25 protein-coding genes are annotated in these 26,598 nt (G+C 61.2%); 13 read left to right on the forward strand and 12 right to left on the reverse strand.

The genetic code is table 11. The annotated features are described in order from the left end of the window. Nucleotides 1–317: 317 nt before the first annotated feature. A complete protein-coding gene (locus LCH64_RS26615) occupies nucleotides 318–743 on the reverse strand; it encodes a VOC family protein (RefSeq protein WP_103522343.1) in 426 nt (141 codons plus the stop codon). Between the two features lie 109 nt (nucleotides 744–852). Between LCH64_RS26615 and LCH64_RS26620 the strand changes: the two genes are divergently transcribed. Continuing rightward, entirely contained in the window at nucleotides 853–1,707 is an 855-nt protein-coding gene (locus LCH64_RS26620) for a LysR family transcriptional regulator (protein WP_226501784.1), read from the forward strand. A 169-nt stretch (nucleotides 1,708–1,876) separates the two neighbouring features. Here the strand turns inward: LCH64_RS26620 and fabI are convergent, their stop codons facing one another. The 8 genes from fabI to gloB all read right to left on the reverse strand — a co-directional run bounded on the left by fabI (nucleotide 1,877) and on the right by gloB (nucleotide 12,732). Then, nucleotides 1,877–2,671, reverse strand: a complete 795-nt coding sequence (gene fabI / locus LCH64_RS26625; RefSeq protein ID WP_003202751.1) for an enoyl-ACP reductase FabI — start codon at nucleotides 2,669–2,671, stop codon at nucleotides 1,877–1,879. A 19-nt stretch (nucleotides 2,672–2,690) separates the two neighbouring features. Further along, complete coding sequence (locus tag LCH64_RS26630; RefSeq protein ID WP_103485053.1) at nucleotides 2,691–4,301, reverse strand: ABC transporter ATP-binding protein; 1,611 nt, start codon at nucleotides 4,299–4,301, stop codon at nucleotides 2,691–2,693. 1 nt (nucleotide 4,302) lies between these two features. Next, nucleotides 4,303–5,322: an ABC transporter permease gene (locus LCH64_RS26635; protein ID WP_103485052.1), complete on the reverse strand. Its 1,020-nt coding sequence runs from the start codon at nucleotides 5,320–5,322 to the stop codon at nucleotides 4,303–4,305. 1 nt (nucleotide 5,323) lies between these two features. Next, complete coding sequence (locus tag LCH64_RS26640) at nucleotides 5,324–6,397, reverse strand: microcin C ABC transporter permease YejB (RefSeq protein ID WP_003224148.1); 1,074 nt, start codon at nucleotides 6,395–6,397, stop codon at nucleotides 5,324–5,326. A 4-nt stretch (nucleotides 6,398–6,401) separates the two neighbouring features. Continuing rightward, on the reverse strand, nucleotides 6,402–8,243 hold the full coding sequence (locus tag LCH64_RS26645) for an extracellular solute-binding protein (RefSeq protein ID WP_003224151.1): 1,842 nt from the start codon (nucleotides 8,241–8,243) through the stop codon (nucleotides 6,402–6,404). Beyond that, the gene (locus tag LCH64_RS26650) at nucleotides 8,240–10,072 is read right to left on the reverse strand and encodes an extracellular solute-binding protein (RefSeq protein WP_226501785.1); all 1,833 of its coding nucleotides are present in this window, start codon (nucleotides 10,070–10,072) and stop codon (nucleotides 8,240–8,242) included. Before LCH64_RS26650 ends, LCH64_RS26645 begins: the two co-directional genes overlap by 4 nt. 326 nt (nucleotides 10,073–10,398) lie before the next feature. Beyond that, entirely contained in the window at nucleotides 10,399–11,865 is a 1,467-nt protein-coding gene (locus LCH64_RS26655; protein ID WP_003224155.1) for a LysM peptidoglycan-binding domain-containing protein, read from the reverse strand. Nucleotides 11,866–11,964: 99 nt separating this feature from the next. Beyond that, the gene (gene gloB / locus LCH64_RS26660) at nucleotides 11,965–12,732 is read right to left on the reverse strand and encodes a hydroxyacylglutathione hydrolase (protein WP_226501786.1); all 768 of its coding nucleotides are present in this window, start codon (nucleotides 12,730–12,732) and stop codon (nucleotides 11,965–11,967) included. A 66-nt stretch (nucleotides 12,733–12,798) separates the two neighbouring features. Between gloB and LCH64_RS26665 the strand changes: the two genes are divergently transcribed. From LCH64_RS26665 to LCH64_RS26685, 5 genes are all read left to right on the forward strand, one after another. Then, complete coding sequence (locus LCH64_RS26665) at nucleotides 12,799–13,557, forward strand: methyltransferase domain-containing protein (RefSeq protein WP_003224159.1); 759 nt, start codon at nucleotides 12,799–12,801, stop codon at nucleotides 13,555–13,557. 91 nt (nucleotides 13,558–13,648) lie between these two features. Next, the gene (rnhA, locus tag LCH64_RS26670; protein ID WP_003224162.1) at nucleotides 13,649–14,110 is read left to right on the forward strand and encodes a ribonuclease HI; all 462 of its coding nucleotides are present in this window, start codon (nucleotides 13,649–13,651) and stop codon (nucleotides 14,108–14,110) included. A gap of 210 nt (nucleotides 14,111–14,320) precedes the next feature. Continuing rightward, nucleotides 14,321–15,079 carry a DNA polymerase III subunit epsilon gene (gene dnaQ / locus LCH64_RS26675; protein WP_003224164.1) on the forward strand — a complete coding sequence of 253 codons (759 nt, stop codon included), beginning with the start codon at nucleotides 14,321–14,323 and terminating at the stop codon, nucleotides 15,077–15,079. A gap of 243 nt (nucleotides 15,080–15,322) precedes the next feature. Further along, on the forward strand, nucleotides 15,323–17,578 hold the full coding sequence (locus LCH64_RS26680) for an Orn/Lys/Arg decarboxylase N-terminal domain-containing protein (protein ID WP_226501787.1): 2,256 nt from the start codon (nucleotides 15,323–15,325) through the stop codon (nucleotides 17,576–17,578). 14 nt (nucleotides 17,579–17,592) lie between these two features. Beyond that, nucleotides 17,593–18,207 (forward strand): GNAT family N-acetyltransferase, encoded by a 615-nt coding sequence (locus LCH64_RS26685; RefSeq protein ID WP_003224167.1) that lies wholly within the window; start codon nucleotides 17,593–17,595, stop codon nucleotides 18,205–18,207. Here LCH64_RS26685 and LCH64_RS26690 read toward each other — a convergent pair. Both LCH64_RS26690 and LCH64_RS26695 read right to left on the reverse strand, forming a co-directional pair. Beyond that, nucleotides 18,173–19,066, reverse strand: a complete 894-nt coding sequence (locus tag LCH64_RS26690; RefSeq protein ID WP_226501788.1) for a LysR substrate-binding domain-containing protein — start codon at nucleotides 19,064–19,066, stop codon at nucleotides 18,173–18,175. The genes LCH64_RS26685 and LCH64_RS26690 overlap by 35 nt on opposite strands. An 85-nt stretch (nucleotides 19,067–19,151) precedes the next feature. Then, a complete protein-coding gene (locus LCH64_RS26695) occupies nucleotides 19,152–19,388 on the reverse strand; it encodes a hypothetical protein (protein ID WP_003224168.1) in 237 nt (78 codons plus the stop codon). A 183-nt stretch (nucleotides 19,389–19,571) separates the two neighbouring features. Between LCH64_RS26695 and LCH64_RS26700 the strand changes: the two genes are divergently transcribed. Both LCH64_RS26700 and LCH64_RS26705 read left to right on the forward strand, forming a co-directional pair. After that, complete coding sequence (locus tag LCH64_RS26700) at nucleotides 19,572–20,129, forward strand: NAD(P)H-dependent oxidoreductase (RefSeq protein WP_003224170.1); 558 nt, start codon at nucleotides 19,572–19,574, stop codon at nucleotides 20,127–20,129. Nucleotides 20,130–20,289: 160 nt separating this feature from the next. Beyond that, complete coding sequence (locus LCH64_RS26705; protein ID WP_226501789.1) at nucleotides 20,290–21,573, forward strand: arsenic transporter; 1,284 nt, start codon at nucleotides 20,290–20,292, stop codon at nucleotides 21,571–21,573. Nucleotides 21,574–21,676: 103 nt separating this feature from the next. Here the strand turns inward: LCH64_RS26705 and LCH64_RS26710 are convergent, their stop codons facing one another. After that, on the reverse strand, nucleotides 21,677–22,627 hold the full coding sequence (locus LCH64_RS26710) for a DUF1853 family protein (RefSeq protein WP_226501790.1): 951 nt from the start codon (nucleotides 22,625–22,627) through the stop codon (nucleotides 21,677–21,679). Nucleotides 22,628–22,742: 115 nt separating this feature from the next. Between LCH64_RS26710 and LCH64_RS26715 the strand changes: the two genes are divergently transcribed. From LCH64_RS26715 to LCH64_RS26735, 5 genes are read left to right on the forward strand one after another with little or no spacing between them, the layout of a single operon-like run. Next, nucleotides 22,743–23,633: an NAD(+) kinase gene (locus LCH64_RS26715; protein WP_003224174.1), complete on the forward strand. Its 891-nt coding sequence runs from the start codon at nucleotides 22,743–22,745 to the stop codon at nucleotides 23,631–23,633. Then, on the forward strand, nucleotides 23,633–24,604 hold the full coding sequence (locus LCH64_RS26720) for a metallophosphoesterase (protein ID WP_226501791.1): 972 nt from the start codon (nucleotides 23,633–23,635) through the stop codon (nucleotides 24,602–24,604). The genes LCH64_RS26715 and LCH64_RS26720 overlap by 1 nt, the downstream gene beginning before the upstream one ends. Then, on the forward strand, nucleotides 24,601–25,470 hold the full coding sequence (locus LCH64_RS26725) for a rhomboid family intramembrane serine protease (RefSeq protein WP_226501792.1): 870 nt from the start codon (nucleotides 24,601–24,603) through the stop codon (nucleotides 25,468–25,470). Before LCH64_RS26720 ends, LCH64_RS26725 begins: the two co-directional genes overlap by 4 nt. 33 nt (nucleotides 25,471–25,503) lie before the next feature. Further along, complete coding sequence (locus LCH64_RS26730; protein ID WP_003224178.1) at nucleotides 25,504–25,764, forward strand: DUF1315 family protein; 261 nt, start codon at nucleotides 25,504–25,506, stop codon at nucleotides 25,762–25,764. Further along, nucleotides 25,761–26,591 carry a DUF2797 domain-containing protein gene (locus LCH64_RS26735; RefSeq protein ID WP_226501793.1) on the forward strand — a complete coding sequence of 277 codons (831 nt, stop codon included), beginning with the start codon at nucleotides 25,761–25,763 and terminating at the stop codon, nucleotides 26,589–26,591. Before LCH64_RS26730 ends, LCH64_RS26735 begins: the two co-directional genes overlap by 4 nt. Nucleotides 26,592–26,598 lie beyond the last annotated feature (7 nt).

Raw genomic sequence — 26,598 nt, forward strand, 5'->3', positions numbered from 1 at the left:
ATCCCGGTGCTGCGCAGGCCCCCTGTGGGAGCGGGCTTGCTCGCGAAGGCGTCCGGTCAGGTGGTATCCATGTTGAATGTACCGGCCTCTTCGTGAGCAAGCCCACTCCCACAGGTTTCTCGGGTGTTCACGAACTCCCGGTGCTGCGCAGGCCCCCTGTGGGAGCGGGCTTGCTCGCGAAAGCGTCCGGTCAGGTGGGATACATGTTGAATGTACCGGCCTCTTCGTGAGCAAGCCCACTCCCACAGGTTTCTCGGGTGTTCACGAAATCCCGGTGCTGCGCAGGACCCTGTGGGAGCTGGCTGGCCAGCGATGCTCTATTTGGCAAACAACTGTCCGATGTCCTTGAACGCCTTGAATTCCAGCGCATTGCCGCACGGGTCGTACAGAAACATCGTCGCCTGTTCGCCCACCAATCCCTGAAAGCGGATCCCCGGTTCAATCACGAACCGCGTGCCCAGTGACGTCAGGCGTTCGGCCAGCGCCTGCCACTGCGCCATCCCCAGCACCACCCCGAAATGCGGCACCGGCACGTCATGCCCGTCCACCGCATTGGTGTGTGCGGCTTCCTGGGAAGCGTTTTTTGGCGCCAGATGAATCACCAGTTGATGGCCGAAGAAATTGAAGTCGACCCAATGCTCGCTGGAACGACCTTCCTCCAGCCCGAAGACTTCGCGGTAAAAGTGCCGTGCGGCGGCCAGGTCATAGACGGGGATGGCCAAGTGAAAAGGGCTGAGCTGCATGGGGGATTCTCGATCAGGGGAAGTGGATTGAGTTTAGTGCTGTGAAATGTGATTGAAAGACGATAGTTTTTGCGTCGAGCTCAAATTATTTCGATCAGTCGAGGTGTGCATGCTGCGTGAACTCAAGACCTTTCTCGCGGTGGCGCGCCACGGCACGTTTGCCGCCGCCGGTTTGCACATCGGTCTTACGCAATCGGCAGTCAGCGCGCAGATCCGCAATCTTGAACAGGCCCTGGGCATTCGCCTGTTCGACCGCACCGGTCGCCAGGCGACGCTCAATCCGGTCGGGCAGCGCGCCTTGCCGATGGCGCAGGAGATGCTCGCGATCTTCAGCCGTATGGGCGAGAGCGAGGATGTCAGCGAGTTTCGGGGCGAGTTGAAAATCGGCGCGGTGGCCACCGCGCAAACCGGGTTGTTGCCCCAGGCGCTGTTGCGCTTGCGTCAGCAGGCACCGGGGCTGGAGCCGAAACTGGTGCCGGGGGTGTCGCTGAATCTGTTGAGTCAGGTTGATGCCGGTGAGGTGGATCTGGCAATCATGATCAAACCGCCGTTCGAGCTGCCCAAGGAATTGTCGGCGCAGGTGATTCGTCGCGAGCCGTTTGTGCTGATCGTGCCGCTGCAAGTCGAGGGCGACGATCCGCTGCGCCTGCTCGCCGAACAGCCGCAGGTGCGCTATGACCGCAATTCATTCGGCGGGCGGTTGGTGACGCGGTTTCTGCGCGAGCAGCGGATCGAGGTTGACGTGGCGCTGGAGCTGGATGAGCTGGAAGCGATCGTGAAGATGGTCGAGTCCGGGCTGGGCGTTTCGCTGTTGCCCAAGGCCGGATTGTGGCTGGAGCATCCGCTCAAGGTCAGGGTGATCGAGCTGGGTGAGCTGACGTTCTACCGCGAGATGGTCCTGTTGCAGCGCTATAGCCAGCGTAATCAGCCGATTCAAAAACTGTTTGCGCAGTGCCTCGAGTAATCCCCTATCCCCTGTGGGAGCGGGCTTGCTCGCGAAAGCGGTGTGTCAGGCCATGAGTAATTGCCTGAAGGAATGCCTTCGCGAGCAAGCCCGCTCCCACAGGGAGGGCAGTGTTACCGGCACAAAAAACCCGCCTTAAGAGGCGGGTTTTTTATTGGCAGACCGAAGATTACTCTTCGATATTGCCCATCGCGGTGGTGTTGAAGCCGCCGTCGACGTACATGATTTCACCGCTGATGCCCGACGCCAGGTCGGAGCACAGGAAGGCGCCGGCGTTGCCGACTTCTTCGATGGTGACGTTGCGGCGCAGTGGGGTTTGCGCTTCGTTGGCGGCCAGCATCTTGCGGAAGTTCTTGATGCCCGAGGCTGCCAGGGTACGGATCGGGCCGGCCGATACGCAGTTGACGCGGGTGCCGTCCGGGCCCAGGGAGCCGGCCAGGTAACGCACGCCAGCTTCCAGCGAAGCCTTGGCCATGCCCATCACGTTGTAGTTCGGCATGGTGCGCTCGGCGCCCAGGTACGACAGGGTCAGCAGGCTGCCGTTGCGGCCTTTCATCATTTCGCGGCCAGCCTTGGCCAGGGCCACGAAGCTGTAGGCGCTGATGTCGTGAGCGATGCGGAAACCTTCACGGGTGGTGGCTTCGGTGAAGTCGCCGTCCAGTTGGTCGCCCGGGGCGAAGCCGACGGAGTGCACGATGCAGTCCAGGCCGTCCCACTTCTTGCTCAACTCTTCGAAGACCTTGGCGATTTCTTCATCGCTGGCCACGTCGCACGGGAAGCACAGCTCAGGGCTCGAACCCCAGCCCTGTGCGAACTCTTCAACGCGACCCTTGAGTTTGTCGTTCTGATAAGTGAAGGCAAGCTCAGCGCCCTCGCGATGCATGGCGGCAGCGATGCCGGATGCGATGGACAGCTTGCTGGCGACACCGACGATCAGTACGCGCTTACCGGCGAGAAAACCCATGTGTTGCTCCTCTTTCAGGTTATTGCGCAGTGGCTGGTGCCAAAAAAGCGGCTTCCAGCAACTGCTGTGTATACGGATGTTTGGGGGCGGCAAAAATATCTTGCGCAGCTCCCTGTTCGACCACTTGGCCATGCTTGACCACCATCAACTGGTGGCTCAGCGCTTTGACGACAGCCAGGTCATGGCTGATGAACAAATACGTCAGGTTGTACTTGGCTTGCAGTGAACGCAACAGCTCCACCACTTGCCGCTGCACCGTGCGGTCGAGCGCCGACGTCGGCTCGTCCAGCAGGATCAGCGCCGGTTTCAGCACCAAAGCCCGGGCAATGGCGATACGTTGCCGTTGCCCACCGGAAAATTCGTGGGGGTAGCGGTGCCGGGTTTCCGGATCCAGACCTACCTCCTTCAATGCCGCAATGATCGCCGCTTCCTGCTCGGCGGCGGTGCCCATCTTGTGAATCCGCAGGCCTTCGCCAACGATGTCGCTCACGCACATCCGCGGGCTCAGGCTGCCGAACGGATCCTGAAACACCACCTGCATCTCCCGACGCAACGGACGAACCTCGTTCTGCGTCAGGCAGTCTAGCTGTTTGCCCTCAAAGCGAATGGCGCCTTTGCTGCCGATCAGCCGCAAAATCGCCAGACCCAGCGTGGATTTGCCGGAACCGCTTTCCCCCACGATCCCCAGAGTCTGTCCCTGAGGCAGGCTGAAATTGATGCCGTCCACTGCCTTGACGTAATCCACCGTGCGCTTGAGCAGGCCTTTCTTGATCGGGAACCAGACTTTCAGGTTCTCGACTTCGAGCAGCGGCGCCCCGATTTTATTGGTCGCCGGGCCTCCGCTGGGCTCCGCGCCGAGCAATTCCCGAGTGTACGGATGCTGCGGCGAACGGAACAGCTCTGCGCACGATGCCTGTTCGACGATGCAACCGCGCTGCATGACACATACGCGATGCGCAATTCTTCGCACCAGGTTCAAATCGTGACTGATCAGTAGCAGCGACATGCCCAATCGAGCCTGAAGTTCCTTGAGCAAATCGAGGATTTTCAGCTGAACGGTCACGTCCAGTGCGGTGGTCGGTTCGTCGGCGATCAGCAACTCCGGCTCGTTGGCCAGGGCCATGGCGATCATCACTCGCTGGCGCTGGCCACCGGACAATTCGTGGGGCAGGGCCTTGAGGCGCTTGTGCGGCTCGGGGATGCCAACCATCTCCAAAAGCTCCAGCGTGCGCTTGGTTGCGACTTTACCGGTCAGGCCCTTGTGGATGCCCAGCACCTCGTTGATCTGCTTCTCGATCGAATGCAGCGGGTTGAGCGAAGTCATCGGTTCCTGAAAAATCATCGCGATCCGGTTGCCGCGGATGTGGCGGATGGTTTTTTCGCTCAGGCCGAGCAGATTCTGCCCCGCATAGTTGATGCTGCCGGCTGGATGTCGGGCCAGCGGGTAGGGCAGCAGGCGCAGGATCGAGTGCGCCGTCACTGATTTGCCCGAGCCGGACTCGCCGACCAGCGCCAGGGTTTCACCGCGCTTGATGTCGAAACTCACGCCCTCGACTACTCGGTGCCGCCGCTCGTTCAAGCCGAACTCGACGGCGAGGTCGCGCACTTCGATCAGATTGTCCTGATTCATTTCACTTCCTCGGATCGAAGGCATCGCGAGCGGACTCGCCGATAAACACCAGCAGACTCAACATCAGCGCCAGCACGGCGAACGCGCTAATGCCCAGCCACGGTGCCTGGAGGTTGGATTTGCCCTGGGCCACCAGTTCACCCAGCGACGGGCTGCCGGCCGGCAAACCGAAGCCGAGGAAATCCAGCGCAGTCAGGGTGCCGATGGCGCCGGTGAGGATGAACGGCATGAAGGTCATGGTCGAAACCATGGCGTTGGGCAGAATATGGCGGAACATGATCGCACCGTTCTGCATGCCCAGCGCCCGCGCGGCGCGCACGTATTCTAGGTTGCGCCCGCGCAGGAACTCGGCGCGCACCACGTCGACCAGACTCATCCACGAGAACAACAGCATGATCCCCAGCAGCCACCAGAAATTCGGCTGGACGAAACTGGCGAGGATGATCAGCAGGTACAGCACTGGCAATCCCGACCAGATCTCCAGAAAGCGTTGCCCGGCCAGATCGACCCAGCCGCCATAGAAACCCTGCAGCGCGCCGGCAATCACGCCGATGATCGAGCTGAGCACGGTCAGCGTCAGGGCAAACAGTACGGAAATGCGGAAGCCGTAGATCACCCGCGCCAGCACATCGCGGCCCTGATCGTCAGTGCCCAGCAGGTTGTCCGCCGACGGCGGGGCCGGGGCCGGGACTTTCAGGTCGTAGTTGATGCTCTGATAGCTGTAGGGGATCGGCGCCCACAACACCCACGCATCCTTGGCCTTGAGCAGTTCGCGGATGTACGGGCTCTTGTAGTTGGCTTCCAGCGGGAATTCGCCGCCGAAGGTGGTTTCCGGGTAGCGCTTGATCGCCGGGAAGTACCAGTTGTTGTCGTAATGCACCACCAGCGGCTTGTCGTTGGCGATCAGCTCGGCACCGAGGCTCAGGCCGAACAGGATCAGGAACAGCCACAGCGACCACCAGCCACGCTTGTTGGCCTTGAACAGTTCGAACCGGCGGCGGTTGAGAGGGGACAGGTTCATCTCAATGCTCCCGGCTGGCGAAGTCGATGCGCGGATCGACCAGGGTGTAGGTGAGGTCGCCGATCAGTTTCACCACCAGGCCGAGCAGGGTGAAGATAAACAGGGTGCCGAACACCACCGGGTAATCGCGGTTGATCGCCGCTTCGAAACTCATCAGGCCGAGGCCGTCGAGGGAGAAGATCACCTCCACCAGCAACGAGCCGGTGAAGAAGATGCCGATGAACGCTGACGGGAACCCGGCAATCACCAGCAGCATGGCGTTGCGGAACACGTGGCCGTAGAGCACGCGATTGCGCGTCAGGCCCTTGGCCTTGGCGGTGACCACGTACTGCTTGTTGATCTCGTCGAGGAAGCTGTTTTTGGTCAGCAGGGTCATGGTCGCGAAGTTGCCGATCACCAGTGCCGTCACCGGCAGCGCGAGGTGCCAGAAGTAGTCGAGGATCTTGCCGCCCAGGCTCAGTTCATCGAAGTTGTTCGAGGTCAGCCCGCGTAGCGGGAACCAGTCCAGATAACTGCCGCCGGCAAACACCACGATCAGCAGAATCGCAAACAGGAACGCCGGAATCGCATAGCCGATGATGATCGCCGAACTGGTCCACACGTCGAAGTGGCTGCCGTGCCGCGTGGCCTTGGCGATCCCCAGCGGGATCGACACCAGGTACATGATCAGCGTGCTCCACAGCCCGAGCGAGATCGATACCGGCATCTTTTCCTTGATCAGGTCGATAACCTTGGCGTCGCGGAAAAAACTGTCGCCGAAGTCCAGCTTCGCGTAGTTCTTGACCATGATCCACAGGCGTTCCGGGGCCGACTTGTCGAACCCGTACATGTGCTCGATTTCCTTGATCAGTGCCGGGTCCAGACCTTGCGCGCCGCGATAGGCGGAGCCGGCCACCGACACTTCGGCACCGCCACCGGCGATGCGGCTGGTGGCGCCTTCGAAGCCTTCGAGCTTGGCGATCATCTGCTCCACCGGGCCGCCGGGCGCGGCCTGGATAATCACGAAGTTGATCAGCAGAATCCCGAACAGGGTAGGGATGATCAGCAGCAGTCGCCGAAAAATATACGCCAGCATCTGATTACTCCGTGCCCACAGGGTCGGCTTGCAGTTTGGTTTCGACTTCTATGGCGGGTTTCGCGTCAGGCTTGACCCACCAGGTGTTAATCCCGATGTCGTATTTGGGCGAGACTTTCGGGTGGCCGATGTGATTCCAGTAGGCCACGCGCCAAGTCTTGATGTGCCAGTTGGGGATCACGTAATAGCCCCATTGCAGCACCCGATCCAGCGCCCGGGCGTGAGCCACGAGGCTGCTGCGCGAGTCGGCGTTGATCAGGTTTTCCACCAGGTGATCGACGATCGGGTCCTTCAGGCCCATGGTATTGCGGCTGCTCGGTTTGTCGGCGGCGGCGCTCATCCAGAATTCGCGTTGCTCGTTACCCGGTGAGTTGGACTGCGGGAAGCTGCCGACGATCATGTCGAAGTCCCGCGAGCGCACACGGTTGATGTACTGCGAAACATCGACACGGCGGATCACCAGATCGATGCCGAGGTCGGCCAGGTTGCGCTTGAACGGCAGCAGCACGCGTTCGAATTCGGTCTGCGCGAGGAGGAATTCGATGACCACCGGTTTGCCGGTGGCGTCGACCATTTTGTCGTCGACGATCTTCCAGCCCGCCTCTTGCAACAGCTGATAGGCCTCGCGCTGCTGGGCGCGGATCATGCCGCTGGCGTCGGTCTTGGGGTTTTCGAAAGCTTCGCTGAACACCTGGGCCGGGAGCTTGCTGCGAAACGGTTCGAGGATCGCCCGTTGCTCGGCGTCGGGCAGGCCGGTGGCGGCCATTTCCGAGTTCTCGAAATAACTGCGGGTGCGGAAGTAGGCACCGTTGAACAGCTGTTTATTGGTCCATTCGAAATCAAACAGCAGGCCGAGCGCCTGACGCACCCGCACATCCTGAAACACCGGACGGCGCAGGTTGTAAACGAAGCCCTGCATGCCGGTCGGGTTGCTGTTGGCGATCTGTTCCTTGATCAAGCGACCTTCGGTGACCGCCGGGATGTTGTAAGCGTTGGCCCAGTTCTTCGCGGTCATTTCCAGCCAGTAATCGAACTGGCCGGCCTTCAGCGCTTCGACGGCGACGGTGTTGTCGCGGTAGTAATCGGTGGTCATCACGTCGAAGTTGTAGAACCCGCGATTGACCGGCAGGTCCTTGCCCCAGTAGTCCTTGACCCGTTCATAGCGCACCGAGCGCCCGGCCTTCACTTCGGCGACCTTGTAAGGGCCGCTGCCCAGCGGAATCTCCAGATTGCCTTTGGTGAAATCGCGATTGGCCCACCAGTGTTTCGGCAGCACCGGGAGCTGACCGAGGATCAGCGGTAACTCGCGATTGTTGTTGTGCTTGAACTTGAACAGCACCTTGAGCGGGTCTTCGGCGATGGCTTCGTCGACATCGCTGTAGTAGCCACGAAACAGCGGCGAGCCGTCCTTGGTCAGGGTCTGGAAGCTGAACACCACGTCTTCGGCGCGCACCGGGTGGCCGTCGTTGAAGCGGGCTTCCGGGCGCAGGTAGAAACGCACCCAACTGTTGTCCGGGGCTTTTTCGATTTTGGCGGCAATCAAGCCGTATTCGGTGAACGGTTCGTCGAGGCTGTGCTTGGTCAGGGTGTCGTAGATCTGCCCGACGTCATCGGCCGGCACGCCTTTGCTGATGAACGGGTTGAGGCTGTCGAAGCCACCAAACCCGGCCTGGCGGAAGATCCCGCCCTTGGGCGCGTCGGGGTTCACGTAGTCGAAGTTCTTAAAGTCGGCCGGGTACTTCGGCGGCTCGTTGTACAGGGTCACGGCGTGTTGCGGGGCGGCGCAGGCCAGCCCGGCGAACAGCAGACCGCTGGCCTGCACAAGCAGGGCGCGGATGGCGTTCATTGAGCTTTCTCCGAAGATTTCAGCCACCACGTGTTCAGACCCAGGGTGTAGGGCGGCGTGGTGACGAAGGCCAACCGGTTGCGGTAGGCCAGTCGGTGATAATTGAGGTACCAGTTGGGAATGCTGTAGTGCTGCCACAACAGCACGCGGTCCAGCGCCTTGCCGGCGGCAACTTGTTCGTCGCGGGTTTGCGCGGCGAGCAACTGTTCGAGCAGGTGATCGACCACCGGGTTGGCGATGCCCGCGTAATTCTTGCTGCCCTTGACCCCGACCTGACTGGAATGGAAGTACTGCCATTGCTCCAGGCCCGGGCTGAGGGTCTGGTTGAGCGTCATCAGGATCATGTCGAAATCGAACTGGTCCAGACGCTGTTTGTACTGCGCGCGATCCACTGTGCGCAGGCGCGCGTCGATGCCGATGCTGTTGAGGTTCTCGATGTACGGCTGGAGGATCCGCTCAAGGTTCGGGTTGACCAGCAACAGTTCGAAGCTCAGTGGCTGGCCCTTGGCGTTTTGCAGACGCTGGCCATTGAGTTTCCAGCCGGCCTCGGCGAGCAGCGCCAGGGCCTTGCGCATGGTTTCCCGGGGGATGCCGCGGCCATCGGTCTGCGGCAGGCTGAACGGTTCAGTGAGCAGCTTCGCCGGCAATTGATCCTTGTACGGCTTGAGCATCAGCCATTCATGGCCGACCGGCAGGCCGCTGGCGCTGAACTCGCTGTTGGGGTAGTAGCTGGTGGAGCGTTGGTAGGCGTCGCTGAAGAGTGCCCGGTTGGTCCACTCGAAGTCGAACATCAGGCCCATGGCTTCGCGGACTTTGACGTCGGCAAAGGTCGGGCGCCGGGTGTTCATGAACAGCCCCTGGCTCTGCGTCGGGATCTGGTGCGGGATCTGCGCCTTGATCACCTCGCCACGGCGCACGGCCGGGAAGTTGTAGCCGTTGGCCCAGTTCTTCGCCTGGTGCTCGATGTAGATGTCGAATTCGCCGGCCTTGAACGCTTCGAACGCCACGTCGCTGTCGCGGTAGAACTCGACTTCCACGCGATCGAAGTTGTACTTGCCGCGATTGACCGGCAGATCCTTGCCCCAGTAATCCTTGACCCGCTCGAAAATCAGCTGCCGCCCCGGCGTCACCGAGGTGATGCGGTACGGGCCGCTGCCCAGCGGTGGCTCGAAGGTAGTGGCCTTGAAGTCGCGATCCTTCCAGTAATGCTGCGGCAGCACTGGCAACTCACCGAGGCGCAGGATCAGCAGCGGATTGCCGGCGCGCTTCATCACGAAGCGGATGCGCTGCGGGTTGAGGATGTCCACGCGTGAGACTTCCTGCAACGCGGTGCGGTACAGCGGATGACCTTCCTTGAGCAGCAAGCGATAGGAGAACGCCACGTCGTACGCGGTGATCGGCGTGCCATCGTGAAAACGTGCTTCCGGGCGCAGATTGAACACCACCCAGCTGCGATCTTCGCTGTACTCCACCGATTGCGCGATCAAGCCATAGCTCGACGCCGGTTCGTCACCGGAGGGCGAATACTGGCCGGTGCCGATCATCAGCGGTTCGTTCAGTTCATTGATGCCGTACTGCAGGAAATTCGGGGTGGTCACCGGGCTTGTGCCCTTGAAGGTGTACGGATTGACCGTATCGAAGGTGCCGAACGCCATCACCCGCAACGTACCGCCCTTGGGCGCTTGCGGGTTGACCCAGTCGAAGTGGGTAAATCTGGCCGGGTACTTGAGCGTGCCGAACTGCGCATAACCGTGACTCTCGGTAATCGTCGCGCTTGCGGGTGAGCTCAAGGCCAGGCTGATCAGGAGCAGGAGGAGGGGACGCTTCAAGTCAGATCCGATCCAGGCGGCTTGGGCTTTGTGGGCCGTACAGTAACAGCTTGTCTGGACAGGAAAAAGATAGCGGGTTAATGGGCTGTTAATTGTGCGCTGAATAGCCCTGACTACAGATCAACTGTGGCGAGGGAGCTTGTCGAAACGTCGCACCGTCCCGCTCGGCTGCGAAGCAGTCGCAAATCCGGTAGGTCGAATTTGTCGGGAAGATTGTAGGGGGCCGCTTCGCGTCCCAGCGGGAGCAAGCTCCCTCGCCACAAGGGACTTATTGGTGCCTGAGTATCGGCAATAAAAAAAGCCCCTGAAATTCAGGGGCTCTTCTGTCAATGCGGCTGATAAACCGTGAGCATCTGCCCAGGCTTGAGGGCCTTGCCGGCACCCGGGTTCCAGCGCTTGAGATGCTGCATCTCGACGTTGAAACGCTTGGCCACCACATACAAGGTGTCGCCACGCTTGACCTTGTACTGGGTCTGCTGCTGGCTGTCAGCCTTGCCTTTGGTCTTGCTGTTGGCCGCGATCACGGTGTTGACCCGGCCACTGTTGCGAGCCGGGGCGCGCTTGGTGGTGTCTTGCATCACCAGGGTCTGGCCGACCTTGAGGTTCTTGCCGGACAACTTGTTCCAGCGTTGCAGATCCTTGACTTCGACCTTGTTGGCCTTGGCAATGGAACCGAGGTTGTCACCGCGCTTGACCCGATAGGCGCGCTTGAGCTTCGCCACTTCACTTGGGTCGGCCCCGTCGAACACCGGTTTCAGCGAGCGCGGGCTGATCAGTTCTTCAGGTCGCATGGTCTGCAGGCTGGCGGTCAGCAGTTGCGCCTTGGAGGTCGGCACCAGCAGGTGCTGGGGACCGTCGATGGTGGTGCGCTGCTTGAATGCCGGGTTGAGCTGGAACAGTTCGTCTTCGTCGATGTTGGCCACCGCCGCGACCTTGGACAGGTCCATGCGCTGGTTGATTTCGACGACCTGGAAATACGGTTCGTTGGCGATCGGGTTGAGGTTCACCCCGTACGCTTCCGGGGCCAGCACCACTTGCGACAAGGCCAGCAGTTTGGGCACGTAGGCCTGGGTTTCCGCCGGCAGCGACGACAGGTTCCAGTAGTCGGTTGGCAGGCCGAGCTTTTCGTTACGCTCGATGGCGCGGCTGACGGTGCCTTCACCCGCGTTATAGGCGGCCAGGGCCAGCAGCCAGTCACCGTTGAACATGTCATGCAGGCGGGTCAGGTAGTCCATCGCTGCGGTGGTCGAGGCAGTGATATCGCGACGGCCATCATAAAAGCGGGTCTGGCGCAGGTTGTAGTAGCGGCCGGTGGACGGAATGAATTGCCACAGGCCCGAAGCATCGGCCCGGGAGTAGGCCATCGGGTTGTAGGCGCTCTCGATCACTGGCAGCAGGGCCAGTTCCAGCGGCATGTTGCGCTCTTCGAGGCGCTCGACGATGTAATGAATGTAGAGACTGCCGCGTTCGCCGGCGTTTTCCAGAAAGGACGGGTTACTGGCAAACCACAGGCGCTGCTGCTCGATGCGCGGGTTGACGCCCAGGCCGTCCTGCAGCTGGAAACCACCGCGCATGCGCTCCCAGATGTCCTGAGGCACCTGCGGACTTGGCTTTTCGCTCAGCCAGATCGGCTTCTGCTTGGCCCGCGCAGCAATGTTCGGCGTATGGCTCGCCTCGGACTGCGGAGCATGGCTGGAGCAGCCCGCCAACGTGGCGGACACAGCGACCGCGATGGCTTGAGCCAGGCGGGTCAACGTGTCTGAATTGACGGACTTACGTATGGATGACGACATTGGCTGGAAGTAAGTTCCGGGCAAAAATGTCGGGCGATTCTAGAAAGCGCACCCCCTGCGGTCAACCATTCAGAATTTTTGTACCAGATGGTGAGTCACTTAGAACGTATCTTTCCACGCCCGCAGAGCCGCAAAAACCTCACTCGGCGCCCGGTTTTGAGCGCCTGCCCGTTCGTCCACTTTTTGTGTAACTAATGTTTCAGTGGTACGCAAAAACGGATTGGTGAGCTTTTCCAGGGCCAGGGTCGAGGGCAGGGTCATCACGCCTTTTTCCCGTTGCTGAGTGACTTTTTCCAGACGGGCGGCAATGTCCGGGTTGCTCGGTTCGACGGCCGCGGCAAATTTCAGATTGCTCAGGGTGTATTCATGGGTGCAATACACCAGCGTATCCTCGGGCAAGCTGGCGAGGCGGCTGAGCGAGTGGTGCATCTGTTCTGGCGTACCTTCGAACAGGCGTCCGCAACCGGCGGCGAACAGGGTGTCGCCGCAAAACAGCAGGCCGTGGTGGTAATAGGCGATGTGGCCGAGGGTGTGACCGGGCACCGCATAGACATCGAAGTCCCAGCCGAGGACGCTGACCTTGTCGTTGTCCTTGAGTGCCACGTCGCGCCCAGGGATGTTTTCGCTGGCCGGGCCGTAGACTTTGGCGCCGCTCAGCGCTTTCAGGCGTTCGACGCCGCCGACGTGATCATGGTGGTGATGGGTGATCAGAATGTCGATCAGCACCCAGCCCGGATGTGCAGCCAGCCAGGCCTGCACCGGCGCGGCATCGCCCGGGTCGACCACGGCGCAGCGCTGGGTGCGGTGATCCTGTAACAACCAGATGTAGTTGTCGGTGAACGCGGGCAGGGCACTGATCTGTATCATCGTCGGAATTCGCCAAGCGGAAAACATTGGCGCATCTTAGAGCTTCTAGCGGCGTTGGAGAATGACATGACCGATAAAGCGTTCGCTCAGGCCGATCCCGACTGGCTGGCGTTGATCGGCGCGGCCCGAGAATGGCTGGCCGGCCCGCTCGGGCAATTTCTGCTGGATGAAGAACGGCGCATGCTCGAGGACGAGTTGGGGCGGTTCTTCGGCGGCTATTTGGTGCATTACGGGCCGTCGGCCCAGACTCCGCCGTCGGCGCCGCAGGTGCAGCGCAACGTGCGGCTCGGCGCGCCATTGCCGGGGGTCGAGATCGTCTGCGAGGAACAGGCCTGGCCATTGAGTGAGCACGCTGCCGACGTGGTGGTGTTGCAGCACGGTCTGGATTTCTGTTTGTCGCCCCACGGTTTGCTGCGCGAAGCGGCAAGCAGCGTGCGCCCCGGCGGGCATCTGCTGATCATCGGTATCAACCCTTGGAGCACCTGGGGCTTGCGCCATGTATTCGCCCACGATGCGTTGCGTCAGGCACGCTGCATCTCGCCGTCGCGGGTGGCCGACTGGCTCAATCTGCTGGGCTTTGCGCTGGAGAAACGCCGCTTCGGGTGCTATCGTCCGCCGCTCGCGTCGCCCAAGTGGCAGGCCCGACTGGCCGGCTGGGAACGCAAGGCCGGCGACTGGCAACTGTCGGGCGGTGGCTTCTATTTATTGGTCGCGCGCAAGATCGTGGTTGGCCTGCGTCCGGTGCGTCAGGAGCGCCGCGAGCCAATGGGCAAGCTGATTCCGCTGCCGATGGCCAAGGTCAACCGCCGTCGTATCGAACCGTAAACCTTCTTTTTATAGTGGCCGGACTTGTTCCGGCCGCGGCCATCGTCGATCCGCGATTGACGGGGCCAGGCATTTTTCTGGATAGAGTGGCATGAGCGAAAGCGTCGATAGCGTAGAACTGTTCACCGACGGTGCCTGCAAGGGCAACCCCGGCCCGGGCGGTTGGGGCGCCTTGCTGGTGTGCAAGGGCGTCGAAAAGGAACTGTGGGGCGGCGAAGCCAACACCACCAACAACCGCATGGAACTGCTCGGCGCCATCCGTGGCCTCGAAGCCTTGAAGCGGCCGTGCGAAGTGCTGCTGGTGACCGACTCGCAATACGTGATGAAGGGCATCAACGAGTGGATGGCCAACTGGAAAAAACGCGGCTGGAAGACAGCGGCGAAAGAACCGGTGAAAAACGCCGACCTGTGGAAAGAGCTGGATGAGCAGGTCAACCGGCACAAGGTCACCTGGAAGTGGGTGCGCGGGCACATTGGTCACCACGGTAACGAACGGGCTGACCAGTTGGCCAACCGTGGGGTGGATGAAGTTCGCGGGTACAAGCAGAGCTGATTCCCTCCGTTGCACCGAGTCGTGGCCTTCGCGAGCAAGCCCGCTCCCACACTGGGTCTCCTGCTTACATCAACATTGTGACCACCGCAGATCTTGTGTGGGAGCGGGCTTGCTCGCGAATGGGGCGACACGGTCTGACTGAAACACCCCCACCGAGCGTGTTAACATCGCCGCTTTTGCACGATTGACCCCGTTGAGAATTGAACACTGATGGCCACCAGATCCGTTGTACTCGATACCGAAACCACCGGCATGCCGGTGACCGATGGTCACCGGATCATTGAAATCGGCTGTGTCGAACTGATCGGTCGGCGCCTGACGGGCCGGCACTTTCACGTCTATCTGCAACCGGATCGCGAGAGTGACGAGGGCGCGATCGGCGTCCACGGCATCACCAACGAATTCCTCGTCGGCAAGCCACGTTTCGCCGAAGTCGCCGACGAGTTCTTCGAGTTCATCAACGGCGCGCAGCTGATCATCCATAACGCGGCGTTCGACGTTGGCTTCATCAACAACGAATTCGCCTTGATGGGTCAGCACGATCGCGCTGACATCACCCGGCATTGCACCATCCTCGACACCCTGATGATGGCCCGGGAACGTCACCCGGGGCAGCGCAACAGCCTTGACGCGTTGTGCAAACGTTATGGCGTCGACAACTCCGGCCGTGAACTGCACGGCGCCTTGCTCGACTCTGAGATTCTCGCCGACGTCTACCTGACCATGACCGGTGGCCAGACCAGCCTGTCGCTGGCCGGCAACGCTTCCGATGGCAATGGTACGGGTGAGGGCGCGGACAACTCCGCCACCGAAATCCGTCGTCTGCCGGCGGATCGTCAGCCTGCGCGGATCATTCGGGCGACGGAAGAAGAACTGGCGGCGCATATGGCTCGACTCGAAATCATCGCCAAGTCTGCGGGTGGCCCGGCGTTGTGGACGCAGATCGCCGAGGCTGACGCTCAGGCCTGAACACATTTTGTGGCGAGGGAGCTTGCTCCCGCTTGGCTGCGAAGCAGTCATAAAACCTGAATGCACATTGCTGCTGAACGAATACCGGGGGCCGCTTCGCGCCCCAGCGGGAGCAAGCTCGCTCGCCACAAAAGCCGAGTCAGGCGCATGAAGCCAAGTGGCCACCCTCGCCACTTTCGCTGCAACCCTCTACCCTGAGTGCATTGGCAGACGTTGATCTGCCGCCTCGGGACACTGAGCCTCATGTACAAAGATTTGAAGTTTCCGGTGTTGATCGTCCACCGCGACATCAAGGCCGACACGGTCGCCGGTGACCGTATCCGTGGCATCGCCCGGGAGTTGGAGCAGGAAGGTTTCAATATCGTTTCGGCCATCGACTACACCGAAGGTCGGTTGGTGGCCTCGACCCATCACGGCCTGGCGTGCATGCTGATCGCAGCCGAAGACGCCAGCACCAATTCCCATCTCTTACAAAACATGGCCGAACTGATCGGTCTGGCCCGGGTGCGGGCGCCGGATCTGCCGATCTTCGCCCTGGGCGAACAGGTGACCCTGGAAAACGCCCCGGCCGATGCCATGGCCGAGCTCAATCAGCTGCGCGGCATTCTTTATCTGTTCGAAGACACCGTGCCGTTTCTCGCCCGGCAAGTGGCGCGGGCGGCGCGCAAATATCTGGATGGTCTGCTGCCGCCGTTCTTCAAGGCACTGGTGCAGCACACCGCCGATTCCAACTATTCCTGGCACACCCCCGGGCATGGCGGCGGCGTGGCCTATCACAAGAGCCCGGTGGGGCAGGCGTTTCATCAGTTCTTTGGTGAAAACACCCTGCGTTCGGACCTGTCGGTATCGGTGCCGGAGCTGGGTTCGCTGCTCGATCACACCGGCCCGCTCGCTGAAGCGGAAGAGCGTGCGGCGCGCAACTTCGGTGCCGATCACACGTTTTTCGTGATCAATGGCACCTCGACTGCCAACAAGATCGTCTGGCATTCGATGGTCGGTCGCGATGATCTGGTGCTGGTGGATCGAAACTGCCACAAGTCAGTGCTGCACGCGATCATCATGACCGGCGCGATCCCGTTGTACCTGTGCCCGGAGCGCAATGAGCTGGGGATCATCGGCCCGATTCCGCTGAGCGAATTCAGCCGCGAATCGATCCAGGCCAAAATCGACGCCAGCCCGTTGACCAAGGGCCGTGCGCCGAAAGTCAAACTGGCGGTGGTGACCAACTCGACCTACGACGGCTTGTGCTACAACGCCGAGCTGATCAAACAGAGCCTGGGCAACAGCGTGGAAGTCCTGCATTTCGACGAGGCGTGGTACGCCTACGCGGCGTTTCACGAGTTCTTCGCCGGGCGTTATGGCATGGCCACCTCGCGCACAGAAGACAGCCCGCTGGTGTTCACCACTCATTCCACCCATAAGCTGCTTGCTGCGTTCAGCCAGGCCTCGATGATTCATGTGCAGGACGGCGGTGCGCGGCAACTGGACCGTGACCGTTTCAACGAAGCGTTCATGATGCACATCTCGACCTCGCCGCAGTACAGCATCATCGCTTCGCTGGATGTCGCTTCGGCGATGATGGAAGGCCCGGCCGGGCGCTCGCTGTTGCAGGAAACCTTCGATGAAGCCCTGAGTTTTCGCCGGGCACTGGCCAATCTGCGCCAGCACATTGCGGCGGATGACTGGTGGTTCTCGATCTGGCAGCCGCCGGGTGTCGAAGGTATCGACCGGGTGCTAACCGAGGACTGGCTATTGCAACCGGACGCCGACTGGCATGGCTTTGGTGAAGTCAGCGACGACTATGTGCTGCTCGACCCGATCAAAGTGACCCTGGTGATGCCCGGTTTGAATGCCGGCGGCGCGCTGAGCGAGAAGGGTATTCCGGCGGCGGTGGTCAGCAAGTTCCTATGGGAGCGCGGGTTGGTGGTGGAGAAGACCGGGCTGTATTCGTTCCTGGTGCTGTTCTCCATGGGCATCACCAAGGGCAAATGGAGCACGCTGCTCACCGAGTTGCTGGAGTTCAAGCGCAGTTACGACGCCAACGTCAGTCTGGCCACTTGCCTGCCTTGCGTGGCGCAGCAAGACACCGCGCGCTACCGCGGCATGGGCCTGCGTGACCTGTGCGATCAACTGCACGCCTGTTACCGCAGCAACGCCACCGCCAAGCATCTGAAACGCATGTACACGGTACTGCCGGAAATCGCCATGAAACCGGCCCACGCCTACGATCATCTGGTGCGCGGCGAAGTCGAGGCAGTGCCGATCGATGAGCTGGAAGGGCGGATTGCAGCGGTGATGCTGGTGCCGTATCCACCGGGGATTCCGTTGATCATGCCGGGCGAACGCTTTACCGAGGCGACCCGCTCGATCATCGACTACCTGAAGTTTGCCCGCACGTTCGATAGCAGCTTCCCCGGTTTTGTCGCTGATGTGCATGGACTGCAACATGAAGACGAGGGCAATGGGCGGCAGTACACCGTCGATTGCGTCAAGGAATGAGGACTTTTCCGAGTATGCAACCGGTCATGAATCCGAAATACCCAGGGCTGTCGGTGCGCGTCGCCGACGATGGTTTCGCGGCGTACATCTGGGGTAGCGACTTCAGTTTCGAGGTCGCCGCGTACGGCGCGGCAGTCATTGGCCAACCGGTCGAGCGCTGGGCGGTGACGCCGATCGTGCCATACCGCAAGTGCTACGGCATCGATCCTGAAGAGTTCAGCAGCTATCGCGATGGCGCCGACAGCGCGATATTCATGGCGTACCTGGATGACGAGCCGGTCGGCCATCTGGTGATCAGCACCAACTGGAACGGCTTTGCTCACATCGATGAGCTGGCGGTGCACGCCCCGGCGCGCCGGCATGGTGTGGCCAAGGCGTTGCTGGATGTCGCGCAGTTCTGGAGTCGCAAGAAGAAACTGCCGGGGATCATGCTCGAGACGCAGAACAACAACCTCGGTGCCTGTCGTTTGTATGAGCGTTGTGGCTACGAAATTGGCGGTATCGACCATTTGCGTTATCGCGGGATAGACCCGAACACTGCGGAAATCGCGCTGTTCTGGTATCGACTGTTCGATAACCCGCTGGAAAACCCGCTCAGCTCGCCAGCATCGCCTCGGCTTGTTCCGTGATGATCGCCAGCAGCGTCTGAATGGCTGCCGGCGTGGCGCTGTGTCGATAGGTCAGGGCAAACAGGCTGATCGGCACCGCCGGTGACAACGGGCAGACATCCAGTCCGCCGGCCCGTGCGCCGAGGGCGGTGAACGGGTCGACGATGGCCAGGCCTTCGCCGGCCTCGACCATGCTGCGCATCATCTGATGGGTTTGCACCCGGGTCTGAATGCTCGGCGCCGGGCGCAGGGCCTGGAGTTTGTTCTCCAGCGCCGGGCTCAACGGGTCGTGGCCTTCGAGGCCGACCATCGCCTGGCCGGCGAGATCCTGCAGGGAAATGTATTTCTGCTTCGGTTGCAGCCAGCCGTGGGGCGCGAGCAGTTGCAGCTTGCCGTGGGCCAGCGGCTGCGCATGGATGTCGGGATGTTCCGGGTCGTGCAGGCTCAGGCCCAGATCGCTTTCGCGCAGCAGCAGACTGCGGACGATGTCGCACGTGGGAGAGCTGAGCAAACGGCAGGGGGCATCGGGCAGACGCCGGCGCAGCAGCGCGATGCTTTGCGGCAACAGGTGGTGCGCCAGCGGCGGCGTGCCGATGATGCGCAGGGGTGGGGCGAGGTATTGCTTGAGGCTGCTGGCCAGCCGTTGCACTGGTTCCAGCGCTTGATAGACGTGAGCGATTTCCACCTGCAACGCCCGCGCTTCAGGCGTCGACTGCAGGCGGCCACGGACGCTGGCGAACAGCATGAACCCCAACTGACTCTCGGCTTCGCGCAATCGCTCTTCGACGTCGGCCACCGGCAGTTGCAGCCATTCGGCGGCGGTGCCCAGGTGACCGGTCTGCAAGAGCGCCTGAATCACTTCGATATGACGTAAACGCATGCGTGAAGTCCATGTTCAGCAGGTGGGGTCAGTGGCTGAATCCTACCCCAAGTCTGCGCATATGACTTCTGCTCATAACGCGCGGTTATTGAGCGGCGGTTGTCTCAGGTTCGCGGATCAGCGTGATGTCCGACTGAACCAGCAAAAACTCGCTGTCACTGAGCTTTTTGACGCGATCGCCAATGGCCAGCTTGTAGGTGGTGACAGGCTCCATGCCGGTGAGACCGTCTGCCGACGGGGTGGATTCCTGGAACTCATGCACGGAATAAACGCGGCCTTCCGCATCTCTTGCATGGAACTGACCGACGAGTACTGCTGCCATCTGCTTAGAACCTCTGGAGATAAAACACTTGATTTGCGGCTTGGTAGACCGTCATCAAGCCCTGTAAGTTTTCCTACAGGAAAAAAATAATCAGCGCGGAGGAATTTCCTTCGCTCACTGGTGGAATCGGCTTCGGATCATCTATAACTACTGGCTCTTCCCTCCGACAGTCGAGAGTCTTCCATGAGCAATGTCTACAACGTCGCTGTAGTCGTCGGCAGCCTGCGCAAAGCATCGATCAACCGCAAAGTCGCACTGGCGCTGGCCGAGCTGGCACCGGCGAACCTCAAACTGAAGATTGTCGAAATAGGCGATCTGCCACTTTATAACGAAGACATCGACGGCGATTCACCGCCCGCAGCCTACAGCACTTTTCGCCAGGAAGTCGGCTCTTCCGACGCGGTGCTGTTTGTCACCCCGGAATATAACCGCTCGGTGCCGGCACCTTTGAAGAATGCGATTGACGTGGGCTCACGGCCTTATGGCAAAAGCGTCTGGGGCGGCAAGCCGGGTGCGGTGATCAGCGTGTCGCCGGGGGCGATTGGCGGGTTTGGCGCCAACCAGCATTTGCGCCAGTCCTTCGTGTTTCTCAATGTGCCATGCATGCAGCAGCCCGAGGCGTATCTGGGTGGCGCGGGTTCGGCGTTTGACGAGGCGGGCAAGTTGAGCGAGTCAGTCAAGCCGTTCCTGCAGAATTTCATCAATGCGTATGGGGAATTTGTGGAACAACACAAAAAATAATCTGGTCAGAGCTGCGACAAACCAGAGATCCTGTGGGAGCGGGCTTGCTCGCGAAGGCGGTGTGTCAGACACAAAGTTGTCATCTGACACACCGCCTTCGCGAGCAAGCCCGCTCCCACATTTGGATCTCCACTCATTGAATAATTGAAGGCTGTCGCGAATGCTCGCTGCGTCACTGATCTTCCTGCTGACCATCACCCTTGTCATCTGGCAACCCAAAGGCCTCGGGGTCGGCTGGAGCGCGACGCTCGGCGCGGTGCTGGCCCTGATCTTCGGCGTCGTGCACCTGAGCGACATTCCGCTGGTGTGGCAGATCATCTGGAACGCCACCGGCACCTTCGTCGCGCTGATCATCATCAGCCTGCTGCTCGACGAAGCCGGGTTCTTCGCCTGGGCCGCGCTGCACGTGGCGCGCTGGGGGCGGGGCAGTGGGCGCAAGCTGTTTGCCTACATGGTGCTGCTCGGCGCGCTGGTATCGGCGCTGTTCGCCAATGACGGCGCGGCGCTGATACTCACCCCGATCGTGATTTCGATGCTGCTGGCGCTGCGCTTTTCCCCGGCGGCGACCCTCGCGTTCGTCATGGGCGCCGGTTTTATCGCCGACACCGCGAGCCTGCCGCTGGTGGTGTCGAACCTGGTCAACATCGTTTCGGCGGACTTCTTCCACATTGGCTTCAACCGTTATGCGGCAGTGATGGTGCCGGTCAACTTCGTCAGCGTGGCCGCAACGCTCGCCGTACTGATGTGGTTCTTCCGCCGCGACATTCCCAAGGCCTACGACCCCGAACAGCTTGACCTGCCGCATACGGCGATCCACGACAAAGCCACGTTCTCCGCCGGTTGGGTGGTGCTGGTGATTCTGTTGATCGGCTGCTTCTTCCTCGAACAGCTGGGCATCCCGATCAGCGCGATCTCGGCGGTCTGCGCGGCGCTGCTGCTGGGGATCGCCGCCCGTGGCCACAAGATTTCCACGCGCAAGGTGCTGAAAGAAGCACCGTGGCAGATCGTGATTTTCTCGCTGGGCATGTATCTGGTGGTCTATGGCCTGCGCAATGCCGGACTTACCGGGTATCTGGCCGGCTGGCTGGATGTGTTCGCCGGGTACGGCGTGTGGGGCGCGGCGCTGGGTACCGGGGTGCTGACCGCGCTGTTGTCGTCAATCATGAACAACTTGCCGACGGTGCTGATCGGCTTGTTGTCGATCGATGCGAGTCAGGCCAGCGGTGTGGTCAAGGAAGCGATGATCTATGCCAACGTGATCGGCAGCGACCTGGGGCCGAAAATCACCCCGATCGGCAGTCTGGCGACCTTGTTGTGGCTGCATGTGCTGGCGCGCAAGGATATCCGGATTGGTTGGGGCTATTACTTCAAGGTCGGGATTGTGCTGACGGTGCCGGTGTTGTTGGTTACCTTGGCGGCGTTGGCTTTGCGGCTTTCGCTTTAGACCGAGTTGCCCCTATCGCGAGCAGGCTCACTCCTACCTTGGAATGCGTTCCCCTGTAGGAGTGAGCCTGCTCGCGATAGGGCCGGTTAAGGCACTACAACTCTCACACCTGCCCCGGCACATTCGGCCAAAGATCCGCCACCAGAAACAACCGCTCTGCCTCTTCCCATTCGCCCTGCGCATTCTCGGTCAGGCGCACCAGCAGTTGCGCCGGCGCCATCGGTTCCAGGTCATCCAGCCACATCTGCAGGTGTTCAGCGCTCCAGGTCTGATCCGCCGGATAGTGCGCCGGTGCCAGCCAGGCATGGCGGGGCAGGGGTTGCCAGCGGCCGGCCGGGCGTTGAGCGACGAACGCCGGCCAGTCCTTCTGATGCAGCCAACTGCCACGCAGGTGCTGCGGATGCGCGCCTCTGGGCGGTTCGGCCTGACCGGGCCACGGATACAGCAGATATCCGCCCAGCCACAGCTGCGCACTGAACACTTCGATGTCCAGCTTGGCCAGCGCCTCGCGGCTTTCCGGGCGCGCCGAAATCGGCAGTTGATGTTCGGCCAGATGCGCCAGTTTGCGGTCGAGCCGATCGTGACAGCCCGGCCCCAGCCACTGCGCCGGGTCGTGGCCGTTGCCCTCCTGCGGGCCGAGGTAGAGCTTGATCGCCAGTTCCAGGTGATGCACGCCGTCGCGGTCGCGCAGCAGCATGTCCAACTCGCCGAGGGTGTGGCCTTCGCGGCGGATTGGCAGGTTGGCGGCAATCAGCTCGATGCCCGGCGCATGCTCCACGGCAAACTGCCACAACCGCTCGTAATACAGGCCCAGCCGCCGGGTACGCGCCTGCGCCAGCCAGTGCAGCAAGCCATAACTGTCGCGATCCAGTTGCCGCAGCCACTGCTCCAGACGCGCGGGATCGCTCACCCAATCGCTGCCGGCCAGCGGATGACGCTGCGGCCACGGCGTCGCGGCCAACATTGGCGGGGCGAGAATCACCCACGCCAGGTCACGCACTTCCGGATGGCGTAATTGGTGTGGCAACTGGAGCAAGTCGGGAAACAGGATCATCTTGCGAGCATAGCCTTAAACACGAGCGCACCCTTGTGGCTGAAAGGATTTTGTCTATGGCGGGCTTTCGCCCATAATCGTGCTTTTCGCGTTTTCGATTGTCCGCAGAGGTCCCATGGAGCAATTTCGTAATATCGGCATCATCGGTCGCCTGGGCAGTTCCCAGGTGCTGGATACCGTCCGCCGACTGAAACGCTTTCTGCTCGATCGTCACCTGCACGTGATTCTCGAAGACACCATCGCCGAAGTTCTGCCGGGCCACGGCCTGCAGACCTCGTCACGCAAGATGCTCGGCGAAGTCTGCGACATGGTCATCGTCGTCGGCGGTGACGGCAGCCTGCTCGGCGCCGCTCGCGCATTGGCCAAACACAATATTCCGGTGCTGGGGATCAACCGTGGCAGCCTCGGTTTTCTCACCGACATTCGCCCCGATGAGCTGGAAGTCGAAGTGGCCAAGGTGCTCGACGGCCATTATCTGGTGGAAAACCGCTTCCTGCTGCAAGCCGAAGTTCGCCGGCATGCCGAGGCCATTGGCCAGGGCGATGCGCTGAACGACGTGGTACTGCACCCGGGCAAATCGACGCGGATGATCGAGTTCGAGCTGTACATCGACGGCCAGTTCGTCTGCAGCCAGAAGGCCGACGGCCTGATCGTCGCCACGCCGACCGGTTCCACCGCGTATGCGCTGTCCGCCGGTGGCCCGATCATGCATCCCAAGCTCGATGCCATTGTGATCGTGCCGATGTACCCCCATATGTTGTCGAGCCGGCCAATTGTGGTCGATGGCAACAGTGAGCTGAAAATCGTCGTGTCGAAAAACATGCAGATTTACCCGCAAGTCTCCTGCGACGGGCAGAACCACTTCACCTGCGCGCCGGGCGACACCATCACCGTGAGCAAGAAAGCGCAGAAGCTGCGGCTGATTCACCCGCTCGACCACAACTACTACGAAGTCTGCCGGACCAAGCTCGGCTGGGGCAGCAAGTTGGGTGGTGGAGGCGACTGATGCTCGATCCCGCGCGCAGTTATGACTTGATTGGTGACGTGCACGGATGCGCCCTGACCCTCGAACACTTGCTTGACCGTCTCGGTTACCACAAGCAGGGCGGGGTCTGGCGGCATCCATCGCGCATGGCCGTGTTCGTCGGCGACATCATCGACCGTGGCCCGCGGATTCGCGAGGCGCTGCACATTGTCCACGACATGGTCGTGGCCGGGCAGGCGCTGTGCATCATGGGCAACCACGAATTCAACGCCCTGGGCTGGAGCACGCCGGCGCCTCCGGGCAGTGGCAAGCAGTTCGTCCGTGAGCACACGCCGCGCCATGCGCGCCTGCTGCAGGAAACCCTGACCCAGTTCGAAGGGCACCCCGGTGACTGGCACGATTTCCAGCGCTGGTTCTACCAACTGCCGCTGTTTGTCGACGCCGGACGTTTCCGCGTGGTGCACGCTTGCTGGGATGCCGGACTGATCGAACCGTTGCGTGCGTTGTTTCCCGATGGCTGCGTCGACGAGCATTTTCTGCAGGCCTCGGCGGTTCCGGACAGCTTCGCCTGCACGGTGTTTGATCGACTGCTGCGCGGCACCGACATGCGCCTGCCGGATGGCTTGACCATGACCAGCGGCGATGGTCTGGTGCGTTCGTTCTTCCGTACCAAGTTCTGGGAAGACGACCCGAAAACCTACGGTGACATCGTCTTCCAGCCGGATGCACTGCCGGAGCCGGTGGCGCAGAAGCCGCTGACTTCCAGTGAAAAAAACAACCTGCTGCGCTACGGCATCGATGAGCCATTGCTGTTCGTCGGCCACTACTGGCGCAGCGGCAAACCGGCGCCGATCCGCCCGAATCTCGCGTGCCTCGACTACAGCGCGGTGCTCTACGGCAAACTGGTGGCCTATCGTCTGGATCAGGAAACACGCCTGGATCCGCATAAATTTGTCTGGGTCGATGTCGAGCGGCCGGAGGTGCTGCAATGAGTGCGGTAGCGGTATTGCGTCTGCCGTTGGCGGTGGATCTGAGCGGTTTCGTCAAACTGCTGCAACGGATGCAGGTGCCGCATCGGGTCAGCGAAGAGGCGGGCGAGCAGGTGCTGTGGGCGCCGGCGGAAATCAGTGAGGACGTGCGCTCGCTGTACGAGCGCTTCCCGGCCGGTGACCCCGATCAACAGCTGGACATCCCGGTGGCCCCGGTCTTCAAGCGTCCGGGCTTCGCCGAACAACTCAAACACGCCAAGGCCACCGGGTTCATCCTGCTGCTGAGCCTGCTGGTCGGCGGCCTGACCTATCTGGGCGACAACCTGGAAACCCTGCGCTGGCTGACCTTCCTCGATTTCCGCGTGGTCGGCGAGTACATCCACTTCACGCCGCTGGCCGACAGTCTGGCAGCGGGGCAGTGGTGGCGCCTGTTCACCCCGATGCTGCTGCACTTCGGCATTCTGCACCTGGCCATGAACGGCATGTGGTACTGGGAGCTGGGGCGGCGCATCGAATCGCGTCAGGGCAGCATCAATCTGCTCGGTCTGACGTTGTTGTTCAGCCTGGTGTCGAACTACGCGCAGTTTGCCTGGAGTGGCCCGAGCCTGTTCGGCGGCCTGTCCGGCGTGCTCTACGGATTGCTCGGCCACTGCTGGATTTTCCAGTTGCTGGCGCCGAACCCGGCGTATCGCCTGCCGCGTGGTGTGCTGGTGATGATGCTGGTGTGGCTGGTGATTTGCATGTCCGGGCTGGTCTCGATGATTGGTTTCGGCCAGATCGCCAACGCCGCGCACGTCAGCGGGTTACTCATCGGATGCCTCACCGGTTTGTTGGGCGGTTTGTATAACCGCCGTAAACTGGCCGCCTAAAATTTTCAGTGAATAAAGAGCACGGAGAACCAGATGTCCTCTTTTAACGACATGATCAAGAACATCACCCCGGACATCTACGAGAGCCTGAAACTGGCCGTGGAAATCGGCAAGTGGTCCGACGGTGGCAAACTCACCGCCGAACAGCGCGAGCTGTCGTTGCAGGCGATGATCGCCTGGGAAATCCAGAACCTGCCTGAAGACCAGCGCACCGGTTACATGGGCCCGCAAGAATGTGCGTCGAAGTCGATCGAAGTGCCGAACATCCTGTTCAAGTCGGATGCCATCCATTGATCGAGATTGGCCGTGGTGCAATCAGCAAAATGTCGGCGCGCCTGGACGGGCCGAATGTGCAATACGCGTTTCGTCTGGATGACGTCGAGGTGCCGGTCAATCCCATGATCGGCACCACGGTGCGTCTGGAGTACCTGGGAGCGATCCACTGCACCCATTGCGGGCGCAAGACCAAAACCAGTTTCAGCCAGGGTTACTGCTACCCGTGCATGACCAAACTGGCGCAGTGCGACATCTGCATCATGAGCCCGGAGCGCTGCCACTTCGAGGCCGGCACCTGCCGCGACCCGGTGTGGGGCCAGCAGTTCTGCATGACCGATCACGTGGTGTATCTGGCCAACTCGTCGGGGATCAAGGTCGGCATCACTCGCGCCACGCAACTGCCGACCCGCTGGCTCGATCAGGGCGCGAGTCAGGCGCTGCCGATCATGCGTGTGTCGACGCGGCAACAGTCGGGCTTCGTCGAAGACCTGTTCCGCAGTCAGGTGGCCGACAAGACCAACTGGCGCGCCTTGCTCAAGGGCGATGCGGCGGTGGTGGATCTGGCACAGGTGCGCGACCAGCTGTTCGACAGCTGTGCCGAAGGCCTGGACGGCTTGCAGCAGCGATTCGGCCTACAAGCTATTCAGAAGATTACCGATGTAGAACCTCTAGAAATCCGCTATCCGGTCGAGCAATACCCGGCCAAAATCGTCAGCTTCAACCTGGACAAAAACCCGATTGCCGAAGGCACGCTGCTGGGGATCAAGGGTCAGTACCTGATTTTTGACACCGGCGTGATCAACATTCGCAAATACACGGCCTATCAGCTCGCCGTGCATCAATAAGGATTCC

It is taken from the genome of Pseudomonas sp. MWU16-30322 (assembly GCF_020515535.1).
In the GTDB taxonomy this organism is placed as follows: domain Bacteria; phylum Pseudomonadota; class Gammaproteobacteria; order Pseudomonadales; family Pseudomonadaceae; genus Aquipseudomonas; species Aquipseudomonas fluorescens_H.